The organism is Abyssibacter sp. (assembly GCF_964229365.1).
Taxonomy (GTDB): Bacteria; Pseudomonadota; Gammaproteobacteria; order Nevskiales; family OUC007; genus Abyssibacter.
Genome location: NZ_CAXRDQ010000063.1, coordinates 61752 through 74446, shown reverse-complemented (window position 1 = coordinate 74446; position 12695 = coordinate 61752). Strand labels below are relative to the sequence as shown.

The following is a 12695-nucleotide window of genomic DNA, read 5'->3' as shown; positions in this document are numbered from 1 at the left end:
ACCAAACTTCGCTTCTCGCGCCTTGCCTAGCCTGTTGTCAGGCAGCAACTTGGCGGCGGGAATAGGTCAGAGTTTCCCTTAACGACCGGATACCCAAACAAATGGATGCAATCACCATCAAAAGCCTGATCGAGGCTGGTCTCCCCGATGCCGAGGTCGAAGTCATCGGAGACGACGGTCAGCATTTCCAGGCGACCGTGATCTCGCCGTCGTTCTCCGGCCAGTCAGTCGTGGCCTGTCATCGCATGGTCTACGCCGCGCTGGGTGATCGCATGGGAACCGAGATTCACGCCCTGCAATTGCGCACTCGCGCGCCCGCTTAAACAGGCCCCCCATGGACAAATTAGCGATCACCGGCAATGGCCCGCTGGATGGCGAGGTGCGCGCCTCCGGGGCCAAGAACGCCACGTTGCCGATTCTCTGCGCGGCCCTGCTCACGGAGGAGCCGTTGATGGTGCACAACGTGCCCCATCTCGAAGACGTGACCACGACCAACCGGTTGCTCGCGCGTCTGGGCGCCGACGTGACCATCACCGATCAATATGGCGTGCGTGTTCACGCGGCCAATCTGGAATCGCATGAGGCGCCCTACGAGCTGGTCAAGACCATGCGCGCGTCGATACTCGTGCTGGGGCCATTACTGGCGCGTCATGGTGCTGCGCGTGTCGCCCTGCCGGGCGGATGCGCCATCGGCTCGCGTCCGGTGGATCTGCACATCGCCGGCTTGCGTGCGATGGGCGCCGAGATCGAGGTGGACGCCGGCTTTATCGATGCCCGCGCCGGTCGCCTCAAGGGCGCTCGGATCGTCATGGAAACGGTGACGGTCACCGGCACCGAGAACCTGATGATGGCGGCCTGTCTGGCCGATGGTGAAACCCTGCTGGAAAACGCCGCGCGTGAGCCGGAGGTCATGGATCTAGCGCGTTGTCTCATCGCGATGGGCGCACAGATTGAAGGCGCGGGCACCAGCACCATCCGTGTACGTGGCGTGGCGGCGCTGCATGCTGCCGAGCATCGCGTGCTGCCGGATCGCATCGAGACCGGGACCTTTCTGGTGGCCGGTGCGATCTCGCGCGGGCGAGTGCATGTGCGCGACACCGATCCGACGCTGCTGGATGCCGTGCTGCTCAAGCTCGAATCAGCCGGAGCCAAGATCGATACGACCGCGTCGACGATCACCCTGGACATGCAGGGTCGGAGGCCGACGGCCGTGAATGTGCACACCGCCCCGCACCCTGCGTTTCCGACCGATATGCAGGCCCAGTTCACCGCGTTGAACACGATTGCCGACGGTGTCGGCACCATCACCGAGACGATTTTTGAGAACCGCTTCATGCATGCACTGGAGCTCCAGCGCATGGGCGCGGACATCAAGATCGAGGGCCACACCGCCATCGTCCGTGGCCGCGAACGCCTGCGCGCCGCGCCCGTGATGGCCACCGATCTGCGCGCCTCGGCGAGTCTGGTGATCGCCGCACTGGCTGCGGAAGGGGAGACCGTGGTTGATCGGATCTACCACATCGACCGCGGCTATGAATGCATCGAGGAGAAACTCTCCCAGCTCGGTGCGATCATTCGGCGCATTTCCTGAATTAGACCACCGGGTCAGTCCCATGCTTTCGATTGCAGTCTCCAAAGGGCGGATTCTCAAGGACACGCTGCCGCTGCTTGCCGCGGCCGGTATCGAGCCGGTCGAGGATCCGCACACCAGCCGCAAGCTGATCTTCGAGACCCATCGCGGCGACGCCAAGCTGATCGTCATCCGCGCCTCGGATGTTCCGACCTTCGTCGAGCATGGTGCGGCGGATATCGGCATCGCCGGCAAGGATGTATTGATGGAGCATGGCGGCGATGCTGTCTACGAGCCGCTGGATCTCAACATCGCCCGCTGCCGTTTGATGGTGGCCGGTCGTCCCGGCTGCCTTGATGTGGGGCAGCGGCGCCTGCGCGTGGCCACCAAGTATGTCGAGACCACGCGTCGGTTTTTCGCCGCGCAGGGCCGGCAGGTCGAGCTGATCAAGCTCTACGGTTCCATGGAATTGGCGCCGCTCGTGGGTCTGGCCGATTGCATCGTCGATCTGGTTGACACCGGCAATACCCTGCGCGCCAACGGTCTGGAGCCGCTGGAGCCGGTGGCCGAGATCAGTTCACGGCTAATCGTCAACAAGACCGCGATGAAGATGAAGCATGCGGCCGTGCAGCGATTGATCGACCAGCTCGCTCAGGTGACGGCGGATGCTTGATATTCAAACCATCGCCGCCGGCGATGCCGATTTCTGGTCGCGCGTCGATGCGCTGGCCACCAGCGATGCGGCGGAACGCGCGGACGTGCGCGAGGCTGCAGAATCGATCTGCCGCGACGTTCGCGAGCGTGGCGATGCCGCCGTGCTGGAATACACGCGCCGTTTTGATCGTCGGGATGACCTTGCCGGCGTCGCCGAACTCCGGTTGTCCCCCGAAGCGATGGCGCAGGCCTTCGAATCGCTGGACGCAGCGGCCCGCGACACGCTGGTCCGCACCCACGAACGTCTCGTCCGCTTCGCCGAGCAGCAGGTGGCGACGAGCTGGCGAATCACCGACGACATCGGTTGCGAGCTGGGCGAGCAGATCACCCCGCTCGATCGCGCGGGTCTTTATGTGCCGGGTGGCAAGGCCAGTTATCCGTCATCGCTGCTGATGAACGCAGTGCCGGCGCGGGTGGCGGGTGTCCGCGAGCTGGTCATGGTTGCGCCCACACCAGACGGGCAGATCAACCCATGGGTGCTCGCCGCCGCGCATCTCGTCGGCATTGACCACGCGTTTTGCATCGGCGGCGCGCAGGCCGTGGCTGCCATGGCTTATGGCACCGAGACCGTGCCTGCGGTGGACAAGATTGTCGGGCCGGGCAATGCCTACGTGACGGCGGCCAAACGCCATGTGTTCGGCGCGGTGGGCATCGACAAGCTGGCCGGTCCGTCGGAGATCCTGGTGATCTGTGATGGGCAGACCGACGTCGACTGGACGGTGCTCGATCTGTTCTCGCAGGCGGAGCACGACGAGGATGCGCAGGCCGTTCTCGTTTGCCCGGATGCCGACTACCTTGCACAGGTTCGCGCGCGGGCCGACGAGATGGCGAGAGCGCAGTCGCGCGAGGCGATTATTCGTGCCTCCTTGGCCGCACGCGGCGCACTGATTCATGTCGAGAACCTCGCGCAGGCAGCCGAGGTGGCGAATCGACTGGCGCCGGAGCATCTGGAGCTGTCAGTCGCTGATCCGGACGGTCTGCTGCCGAGCATTCGGCATGCCGGCGCGATCTTCCTGGGGCGGCACACGCCGGAAGCATTCGGTGATTATTGTGCCGGGCCGAATCACGTGTTGCCGACCGGGCGGGGGGCACGATTTTCGTCCCCGCTGGGCGTGCAGGACTTCCAGAAACGCAGCAGCCTGATCAAGGTTTCTCCCGCTGCCGCTGTCCAGCTGGCGCCGCTGGCCGGGCACTTTGCGGACGTGGAGGGGCTCGCCGCGCATGCGGAGTCCGCGCGTCGGCGCGGTGGCGGCGTCTGAGGCTGGTGGCATGCGCATTCGAGGTGTTTGGTCGGCGCTGAGCCGTTGGTCGCTGTGCTATACTCGCGCACTGCCTGAGCGAACCGGCACCACCTGTGTGCACGCACCGTATTCGGTGTGCAGGGCCACGCCGCCAGGCGTCAATAGCGTGGTCAATCCAGCTTTGTCTTTTCAAGTTGTCAATCAATTAGGGGCAGCATGAGCCAGGTGAAAGACGAGGGCGTCGACGCGGGGAAGCGTCGTTTCCTCACGCTTGCAACCTCGGTGGTCGGCGGCGCAGGAGCCGCGGCGGCCGCCGTTCCTTTTTTAGCGAGCTTCAAGCCCAGCGCCCGGGCGAAAGCTCTTGGTGCGCCGGTGAAAGCGGACGTCAGCAAGGTCGAAGACGGCGCCCGGGTGACGTACACCTGGCGTGGCAGTCCGGTCTGGCTCGTCAAGCGCACGCCGACGATGTTGGGGACGCTGCCCAAGCTGTCAGGCCAGCTGGCCGACCCGGAATCGAAGCAGCCGCAGCAGCCGGATTACGTCGACGGCGAAACCCGTTCGATCAAGCCGGAATTGCTGGTCATGGTCGGTCGTTGCACGCATCTGGGCTGCTCGCCGCTGTACCGCCCCGAGCCGGAAGCGGCTGACGTGCCGGGCGAATGGATGGGCGGGTTCTTCTGCCCCTGTCACGGTTCCAAGTTCGACCTCGCCGGCCGCGTCTACAAGGGCGTGCCTGCACCGCTGAACATGGAAGTGCCGCCGCATCGCTACGAGTCCGAGGCAGTGATTGTCATCGGCGAAGACACGGAGGCCGCGTAACATGGGCATCCAGGCAAACCCCCATAAGACGACCGGCTTTCTGGGCTGGATCGATGATCGCTTCCCGCTCACCAAGATGTGGAAGGATCACGTATCGGAGTACTACGCTCCGAAGAACTTCAACTTCTGGTACTTCTTCGGCTCGCTGGCGATGCTGGTGCTGGTCAACCAGCTGCTGACCGGGATCTTCCTGGCGATGCACTACAAGCCGGATGCCGATCTGGCTTTCGGCAGCGTCGAGTACATCATGCGGGATGTCCCCTGGGGCGACATCATCCGCTACATGCACTCTACCGGCGCGTCGGCGTTCTTCATCGTCGTCTACCTGCATATGTTCCGCGGCATGCTCTACGGCTCGTACCGCAAGCCGCGCGAGTTGATCTGGATCTTCGGCTGCCTGATCTATGTCTGCCTGATGGCCGAGGCGTTCATGGGTTACGTGCTGCCCTGGGGGCAGATGTCCTACTGGGGCGCGCAGGTGATCATCTCGCTGTTCGGCGCGATTCCGGTCATTGGGCCCGATCTGGTGGTTTGGATCCAGGGCGACTACGTTCCTTCGGACGCGACGCTCAATCGCCTGTTCTCCCTGCACGTGGTGGCACTGCCCTTCGTGCTGGTCGGCCTGGTGGTGGCGCATCTGATGGCGCTGCATGAGGTGGGTTCCAACAACCCCGATGGCGTCGAGATCAAGAAGGTCAAGGACGAGAACGGCATCCCGAAAGACGGCATTCCGTTCCATCCGTATTACACGGTCAAGGACATCATGGGATCGGTGTTCTTCCTGATCCTGTTCTCGGTCGTGTTGTTCTTCATGCCTGAGGGTGGCGGCTACTTCATTGAGGCGCCGAACTTCGAAGAGGCGAATCCGGCGGTGACACCGGATCACATCGCACCGGTGTGGTATTTCGCCCACTTCTACGCGATGTTGCGGGCGGTGCCATCGAAGCTGGGCGGCGTGATCATCATGGGCGGCGCCGTGCTGATCCTGTTCTTCATGCCCTGGCTGGACCGCAGTCCGGTCAAGTCGATTCGCTACAAGGGGCCGATCTTCAAGATCGCACTGGCGATCTTCACGGTGGCTGTGATCATGCTGTTCTGGCTGGGGACGGAGCCGACGACCGAGTCCAAGATTCTGCTCGCGCGGATTGGCACGGTGATCTATTTCGCCTTCTTCCTGGGTCTTCCCATTATTTCCAAGCTGGACTCCACCAAGCCCGTTCCGGAACGAGTCACGGATGCGCACTGACATGAAGTCGATGATCTCTCGCATTGCTGCCGTCGTCGCACTGCTGGTGTCGGCGCCCCTGTTCGCCGCTGGTGGTGGCGCACTGCCGTACAGCTACACGCCGGAACTGGGCAACGAAGCCTCGCTGCAGCGTGGTGCCAAGCTGTTCATGAACTATTGCTCCGGTTGCCACGGGCTGCAGTACCTGCGTTACAACCGCATGGCTGAAGATCTGGAGATTCCGGAGGATCTGCTCACGGACAACCTGATCTTCACCGGCGCCAAGCCGGGTGAGCACATCAACACGGCGATGCCCTCCGAGCCGGCCTCGGTCTGGTTCGGTCAGGCGCCGCCGGATCTCAGCCTGACCGCGCGGTCGCGCGGCCCGAGTTGGATCTACAGCTACCTGCTGACCTTCTACCTGGACGAATCCCGCCCAATGGGCGTGAACAACGTCGTCCTGCCGGGCGCGTCCATGCCGAACGTGCTCGCCGAGCTCGAAGGCTGGAAGGCGATGGACGAACACCATGGCGGTGACGCGTCACATGGCGAGTCCTCAGGCGGCCATGGCGGTGGTCATGAGCCTGCCTTCGTCGAGGTTGAGCCGGGCACGCTGGAGCAGGCTGAGTTCCGCGCCGCCGTCGGCGATATCACCAATTTTTTGACCTATGCGGCCGAACCCGGCAAGCGGGACCGTCAGGCTCTGGGCTTCAAGGTCATTGCGTATCTGATCGTGCTGTTCATCCTCTCCTGGTTGTTGAAGCGGGAGTTCTGGAAGGATGTACATTGAGGCCTGCTCATGAGCGATAGTGCCGTGCTAGCGAGTCGTCGCGCGTATCTGACGATTTTTTCCCGACCGGCTGGACTGTTGTCGCATCTGGTCCGCGTGGTTGTTCGCGAGAAGAATCTCGCGAACGTGAACATCGAGTTCTTGCGGCCGGGCGACGACAACGAAGACCTGGTGCATTTGAAGGTCGATACGGCCAGCGAACTGCCAGTGCTGATCGACCGGCAGCTGGTCCTGACCGATGTGCGCACGATCATCGAGTACATCGATGAGCGGTTCCCCCATCCGCCGTTAATGCCCATCGACCCCGCAGAGCGTGCGGCCGCGCGGCAGGCGATCGAGGAGATCCGCGGCGAGTTCTACAAGATGGTGGACATCATCGAGAATGGCTCGGCAGCGAAGGTCCGTGCAGCGCGCAAGACCTTGATCTCCGGTCTCACCGGCTTGGCGACCAGCATGGGGCGGCGCAAGTACTTCCTCGGCTCCGACATGAGTCTGGTCGACTGCGCCATGGCACCTGTCCTGTGGCGGCTCAATACGCTGGGCGTGAAGATGCCGGCCTCGGCCGAGAATCTGAGCGAGTACGCGCAGCGGTTGTTCGCGCGTCCGGCTTTCAAGGCCAGTCTCACCGAGATCGAAGAAGGGTTCCAGGGTTAGCTGCGTGCTAGCCGCCTGCTGGTTGCTGCCGTGACGACCTCCCGGCGCCCTTATCTGATCCGGGCCATGTACGACTGGCTCGTCGATAATGAATTCTCGCCCCACCTGTTGGTGGACATCGCGATCGAGGGTGTCCAGGTACCGTCCGGGTATGCGCAGGATGGCAAGATTGTGCTCAACGTCAGCCCTTCGGCGGTGCGAGCGCTGAGCCTGGAGAACGACGGAATTTCTTTCGAGGCCCGCTTCAGTGGGCGCGCGATGATCGTTTGGGTGCCCGTTCAGGCTGTGCTGGCCATCTACGCCCGCGAGAACGGAGAAGGGATGATGCTTCAGGGTCTGGACGATGGCGAGCCGCCGCCCGACGGCCAACCGCCCGAACCGCCTGAAACCCCCGACCCTGGCGACGACCCGAGCACCAAGGGCACCCGGCGTGGCCACCTGAAAGTCGTCAAGTGAATACGGCGACGGGTCGTGTCACCGCTCCCGTCGCAGCCTGGGCGCCCGCGTGTTGTTAGATTCGGTCAGGTAGCAGCTTGCCGGGGTTCAGGATGCCGTGGGGGTCGAACACCCGTTTCAACTCCGCCATAACGTCCAGGCTGGCGGCCGGTATTTCGCGGTCAATAAACGGCCGTTTCTCGATGCCGACACCGTGTTCGCCGGACAGCGTGCCGTCCAGGCTCAGCACCAGATCGAACACGTCATCCAGGCAGCGATGCATGCGCTCCATGTCCTCGGGTTCGCCCAGCAGGTTGGTGTGCATGTTGCCGTTGCCGGCATGGCCGAAATTGACAATGTGAACCTGGTGTTTTTCCGCCAGCGCATCTAGGCCGGCGATCAACTCGGGCAGTCTGGACACCGGGACCACGACGTCTTCATTGATCTTCTTGGACGCAATGTGACGCAACGCCGGCGACAAGGCCTTGCGGGTGGCCCAGAGGGCGGCAATCTCACCGGCATCAGTGGCTTGGCGCAGCTCGACCAGGCCGTCGCCACTGGCGGCGTCGGAAACGGCGCTGATCGCCGAGCTCAGTGACTCCCGGCTACCATCGACCTCGATCATCAGCATGGCTGCGGCATTGGCCGGCAGGTCGACCTGGGTGCCGCGCGCACCGGCCCGTATGGCGGCGATGGCGTTGCGGTCGATGAATTCTAGCGCGCAGGGCGTCTCGGGCTGCGCCATGACCCGTGCAATCGCGCGGGCCGACCCTTCGATGCTGTCGTAGATGGCCCGCACCGTCGCCTTGCTGGCGGGTACTGGGGTGAGCTTGAGCACGGCTGAGGTGATGATGCCCAGCGTGCCCTCGGAGCCCACCAGCAAGCGCGTCAGGTCGTAGCCGACCACGCCCTTGGTCGTGTAAACCCCGGTCTTGAGCAGCCGACCCTGACCATCAACCGCAGTGATGCCCAGCGTGTTTTCCCGGCAGGTTCCGTATTTCACGGCCCGCGGACCCGAGGCATTGCAGCCCAGATTGCCGCCGATGGAGCAGTAGGCCGCGCTGGTCGGATCCGGCGGCCAGAAAAAACCGTGCTCGCCGGCGATCGACTGCAATTCGGCATTGAGCATGCCCGGTTCAACTTCGGCGTAGCGATCGTCCGGTGCCATGCGGATCAGCCGGTTCATGCGCTCCAGCGACAGGACCAGCCCATGCTTGACGGGCACGGTGCCGCCGACGGTGTTGGTTGCGCGCCCCCGCGTCGTCAGCGGTATGCGGTGCTCTGCGCAGGCTTTGACAATCGCTTGAACCTCTTCTGCCGTGTCGGGAATCGCAATGGCCTGCGGCAGCATGGTGCGGCGGCTATTGTCGGAACCGTAGGGCAGGCAGTCGGCCGGGTCGGTAGAAAAACGCCGGGGCGGTAGCGCACGGCTGCAGGCCTCCTCGAACGCGGAGGGCAGCGACGCTGGGGGCGCGGCGGTCGTTGGGTCATTCGGCATCGAACGCACCTTTAATCCATTGAATCGGGTTGTGGGCTGCGTCACCGTCGATTGCGATCACATCGAATCGGATGGGGGACGCGGAAAATTGCGGATGTCGGCTAAGCCACCATCGGGTGGCGGCGATCAGTCGGCGCTGCTTGTGCACGGTGACCGACGCCGCTGCGCCGCCATAGGCGTCGTTTGCGCGCTGTCGGACCTCGACCATGACCATGGTTGCACCGTCACGCATGATCAGGTCGATCTCGCCTAGCCTGCATCGCACATTGCGGTCGTGGGGTTTGAGGCCTTGTTGGCTCAGCCAGTGCTCGGCGCGGGATTCCGCTACGGCGCCGCGGCGAAGACGGCCGATCAAGGGATCTCGTCACCGGCGTCCAGAGGAACCGGTGCCCCGCGGTCGAATTTCGCCCATTGTAGCCGGTGCCCGACGGTGCCATCGGGACGGACGTACAGCTGCCCGGTGGCCGAATCGATCAGCGGCCCCGACGCAATGCCGTCGTTAGCAAGGACGGGCAGCAGGCGATAGGCATCGAAGCCGAACGCGTAGAGCCGGGGAAAGCGCGCATGCGTGCTGGGCCACAGGTCGTTGATCTGTTCGCGGATGTCTGCGATGGAGCCGGATTCATCCAGTACCCAAGGCATCTCGGGATAGAGAATGCCCTCCAGGTCTGCGTTGCGCTGGGTGTCCGCCTGGCCGTCATAAACCTGTGACGTCGCGATCACCGGTAGATCACTGGCGAAGTGAAAGCGCAGTTGAGGCTTGATCAGGCGCGCGGTCTCAGCCGGCGCCGCCAGAAACACGAAGTCCACATCGTTGCGGCGCCGCGGCTGGAAGTGCGGACGTGTGCCCAGGGCTCGCGCGACTTCGCGATGGCGGTCGCGACTGGAATCCAGCTGCAACAGGTCGCGAATCGGGCCGGAGAAGTCGCGCGCATCCGGGTCATAGGTCCGTGACGCGAGCACCGTGCCGCCACGCGCTTGCAGGCGTTCGCTCATGGCAAACATCGAACGCGCACCCCAATCGGATTCCGGCACTAGGGCGATCACGCGCTTGAGCCCGAGGTCGTAGGCCTTGTCGGCGATCTGGCGGGCTTCTTCTTCCGGGCTGAGCGCGAACTGATACTTGCGGCCGATCGCGCGCGCCGAGTCGGTTCCCTGGTTGAGCGCCAGCACCGGGATGCCGTTGGTGGAGGCGCTGGCGACCGTGTCCACGGCCTCCTTGCGTAGCGGTCCTACGATGATATCCGGCGAAATTGCGAGTGCGGCCTGCAACACTGCGTACACATCGCCATCGCCGGTGTCGAAGACATGAACCTCGCCAAAGCCGCCGCCGAGCATCCATGCGGTCATGAAGCCATCCCGCACGGCCTGGCCGGGAACTGCGAACGGGCCGGTCTGCGGTAGCAGCAGAGCAACACGCGCGGGTGGGGTTGCGCTCTCGGCCGCACGGCCCAGGGCCTCGGCAAGATACTGGTCGGCGGCGGGGTGTCCGAAGAAGGTTTGACGCCAGTCTGCGGCCGCAGCGCGGCGAGCATCGGGATCAGCCCAGACGGACCGCGCGAGCCGCGCCAGTTCCAGCCAGCCCTGGGTGGTCGAATCCAGCGCCCGAGCCCGTTCGAACATGCTGGGGGCGAGCGGTGCCTGCATCAGCCGGTCCCATAGCGCGGCGCGATTGCGGGCGATGTCCTCACGGTTGGTCAGGTAGGCCTCGCGCTGCACCAGCGCTTCCACCGCGTAGGGCAGGTCTCCGATCTGGAACAAGCCCTCCGCGTAGGCGGACTGGATGCGATCGTTGTACTCCGGCCGGTAGCCCGGGGCCGGCGGCGGCAGCACGTTGAGCGCCGGCAGTGGGTGCCCCTGCTGCAAGGCCATCTCCGCGCGCAGGATAGCCGGCAACACGCGTTGGTCTGCCGATAGCGCCTGCTCGTTCACGCCGGTGAGCGCGCGCACCGCGGCGTTGATGTCCTGCGCTTTTATGTACTGCTCGGCGGCCTGTAGTCGAAGCTCGCTGCTGCGGGGCTCGACCGCGCCGGATGCCTGCTGCATCAAGCGGGAGGCCCGTTCCGCCGCTGGAACCTCAATCGGGGTCGTGGGTGCGTTGACAGTCGGCGTCGTCGGCGGAACGGGTGTCGTCGAACAAGCCGCCAACAACAACCCGGCGAGAGCCGCCAGGCAAATCGGGTAAGGTGCGCGCAGATTCATGTGCGAAGTGTACCCAGTGCCCGAAGATTTCGCCGTCGAGCCCGGTCGGCTGTACGTGGTCGCTACGCCGATCGGCCATCTGGGGGATTTGTCCCCGCGAGCGGGCGCGGTGCTGTCGGGCGTGAGCCTGATCTGCGCCGAGGACACCCGCACCAGCCAGCGCCTACTGGCGCATATCGGTTCGAAAGTGCCGATGCGCGCCTTGCATGACCACAACGAGCGGGAGCAGGTCGCTGGCCTCGTCGACCGTCTGCTGCAAGGCGATGCGATTGCGTTGATCTCCGACGCTGGCACGCCCTTGGTGAGTGATCCGGGCTTCCGTCTGGTGCGCGCCGCGCGGGCGCAGGGGGTGCAAGTGGTTCCGGTCCCCGGACCCAGCGCCATTCTGACGGCCTTGTGCGCCACCGGGCTTCCGACCGACCGTTTTGCCTTCGAGGGGTTTCTGCCTGCCAAGAGCGGCGCCCGCGGTCAGGCGCTCGATGCGCTGCGGAATGAGCAACGTACGCTGGTGTTTTTCGAGGCGCCGCATCGAATCGTGGCGACCCTTGGCGACATGGCCGCTCGGTTCGGTGCTGACCGTCCGGCTTGGCTGGCGCGCGAACTCACCAAGCGCTTCGAGCAATTCGTAGGCGCGACCTTGGCGGATTTGTTGGATTGGACCGAGGCCCATCCCGAGGCGATACGCGGAGAGATGGTGCTGGTTGTCGGCGGATGTCCCCTGGCCGCGGTCGAGTCCACGGTGGACGTTGACCGGCTGCTGATGCTCTTGCTGGCCAGTCTGCCGACGAAACAGGCCGCACGCGTCGCTGCCGACGTTTCCGGACAGCCGCGAAATGCTCTCTACCAGCGTGCCCTGGAGCTCAAGCAGGATCAATCGCCGGATTGAGCGGCGATATCAGGGTTTCTTGCCGGTTTCCGGTACCATGCGCGCCGGAGTCGGCCAGGCAATCGCTGCACGTTTCATGTGTGGAGGAAAGTCCGGGCTCCATAGGGCAGGGTGCCAGGTAACGCCTGGGCGGCGTGAGCCGACGGCCAGTGCAACAGAAAACAAACCGCCGATGGCCCACTTCGGTGGTGCACAGGTAAGGGTGAAACGGTGCGGTAAGAGCGCACCGCGCAACCGGCAACGGAAGCGGCACGGTAAACCCCACCCGGAGCAAGGCCAAATAGGGGAACCATAGGCGTGGCCCGCGCTGTTCCCGGGTAGGCTGCTTGAGGTCCGTGGCGACGCGGATCCCAGATGAATGATTGCCCTCGACAGAACCCGGCTTATCGGCCGACTCCGTTCTTTCTGCCTTTGAAACGACACCTTCCCCCACTGGGGGACCGCTTGTCGGAAAAATTCCCCACCTTTCACCACCCGCGCAGGCAAAATGCGTCTCAAAACGCTGTGTATTCACTTTAGAATGCGCCCTTAAGTCGTTGTTTTGTTGTCCATGTCTCCCCGCTCGGCTTGGATGAGGGCTATGCCCTAAACCCCTGTTTTAGCTGTGGTTTCCCACAGCTTATTAACCAATATTTCACCTTGACGGGCTATGCGGTGGCTC

13 protein-coding genes and 1 other RNA gene are annotated in these 12695 nt (G+C 64.0%); 11 read left to right on the top strand and 3 right to left on the bottom strand.

The window, feature by feature from the left end; all coding sequences use genetic code 11:
- Positions 1–101 precede the first annotated feature (101 nt).
- The 9 genes from ACE1EY_RS10370 (at position 102) to ACE1EY_RS10330 (ending at position 7469) form a co-directional block, all read left to right on the top strand.
- Positions 102–323 (top strand): BolA/IbaG family iron-sulfur metabolism protein, encoded by a 222-nt coding sequence (locus tag ACE1EY_RS10370; RefSeq protein WP_291513369.1) that lies wholly within the window; start codon positions 102–104, stop codon positions 321–323.
- 11 nt (positions 324–334) lie between these two features.
- Entirely contained in the window at positions 335–1591 is a 1257-nt protein-coding gene (gene murA, locus ACE1EY_RS10365; RefSeq protein WP_291513370.1) for a UDP-N-acetylglucosamine 1-carboxyvinyltransferase, read from the top strand.
- A gap of 22 nt (positions 1592–1613) precedes the next feature.
- Positions 1614–2243 (top strand): ATP phosphoribosyltransferase, encoded by a 630-nt coding sequence (gene hisG, locus ACE1EY_RS10360; protein ID WP_291513371.1) that lies wholly within the window; start codon positions 1614–1616, stop codon positions 2241–2243.
- On the top strand, positions 2236–3543 hold the full coding sequence (gene hisD, locus ACE1EY_RS10355; RefSeq protein WP_291513372.1) for a histidinol dehydrogenase: 1308 nt from the start codon (positions 2236–2238) through the stop codon (positions 3541–3543). The genes hisG and hisD overlap by 8 nt, the downstream gene beginning before the upstream one ends.
- Before the next feature lie 207 nt (positions 3544–3750).
- Positions 3751–4344, top strand: coding sequence for a ubiquinol-cytochrome c reductase iron-sulfur subunit (gene petA, locus ACE1EY_RS10350; protein ID WP_370300134.1), 594 nt, complete (start codon positions 3751–3753; stop codon positions 4342–4344).
- 1 nt (position 4345) lies between these two features.
- Positions 4346–5590 (top strand): cytochrome bc complex cytochrome b subunit, encoded by a 1245-nt coding sequence (locus ACE1EY_RS10345; protein WP_291513374.1) that lies wholly within the window; start codon positions 4346–4348, stop codon positions 5588–5590.
- Complete coding sequence (locus tag ACE1EY_RS10340) at positions 5580–6359, top strand: cytochrome c1 (RefSeq protein WP_291513375.1); 780 nt, start codon at positions 5580–5582, stop codon at positions 6357–6359. The genes ACE1EY_RS10345 and ACE1EY_RS10340 overlap by 11 nt, the downstream gene beginning before the upstream one ends.
- Positions 6360–6368: 9 nt before the next feature.
- Positions 6369–7013 carry a glutathione binding-like protein gene (locus ACE1EY_RS10335; protein WP_291513376.1) on the top strand — a complete coding sequence of 215 codons (645 nt, stop codon included), beginning with the start codon at positions 6369–6371 and terminating at the stop codon, positions 7011–7013.
- 30 nt (positions 7014–7043) lie between these two features.
- Entirely contained in the window at positions 7044–7469 is a 426-nt protein-coding gene (locus ACE1EY_RS10330; RefSeq protein WP_291513377.1) for a ClpXP protease specificity-enhancing factor, read from the top strand.
- Positions 7470–7524: 55 nt separating this feature from the next.
- On the opposite strand, the gene ACE1EY_RS10325 is transcribed toward ACE1EY_RS10330, so the two are convergent.
- Genes ACE1EY_RS10325 through ACE1EY_RS10315 form a run of 3 tightly spaced genes read right to left on the bottom strand, consistent with a single transcriptional unit; the run spans position 7525 to position 11148 of the window.
- Complete coding sequence (locus tag ACE1EY_RS10325) at positions 7525–8946, bottom strand: FAD-linked oxidase C-terminal domain-containing protein (RefSeq protein ID WP_291513378.1); 1422 nt, start codon at positions 8944–8946, stop codon at positions 7525–7527.
- Positions 8936–9301, bottom strand: a complete 366-nt coding sequence (locus ACE1EY_RS10320) for a YraN family protein (RefSeq protein WP_291513379.1) — start codon at positions 9299–9301, stop codon at positions 8936–8938. The genes ACE1EY_RS10325 and ACE1EY_RS10320 overlap by 11 nt, the downstream gene beginning before the upstream one ends.
- Positions 9298–11148 (bottom strand): penicillin-binding protein activator, encoded by a 1851-nt coding sequence (locus ACE1EY_RS10315; RefSeq protein ID WP_291513380.1) that lies wholly within the window; start codon positions 11146–11148, stop codon positions 9298–9300. Before ACE1EY_RS10315 ends, ACE1EY_RS10320 begins: the two co-directional genes overlap by 4 nt.
- Between ACE1EY_RS10315 and rsmI the strand changes: the two genes are divergently transcribed.
- Together rsmI and rnpB are read left to right on the top strand one after the other, a co-directional pair.
- A complete protein-coding gene (gene rsmI / locus ACE1EY_RS10310; protein ID WP_291513381.1) occupies positions 11147–12034 on the top strand; it encodes a 16S rRNA (cytidine(1402)-2'-O)-methyltransferase in 888 nt (295 codons plus the stop codon). The two genes, ACE1EY_RS10315 and rsmI, sit on opposite strands and share 2 nt — an antisense overlap.
- 46 nt (positions 12035–12080) lie before the next feature.
- An RNA gene (gene rnpB / locus ACE1EY_RS10305) (RNase P RNA component class A) lies at positions 12081–12436 on the top strand.
- Positions 12437–12695: the final 259 nt, after the last annotated feature.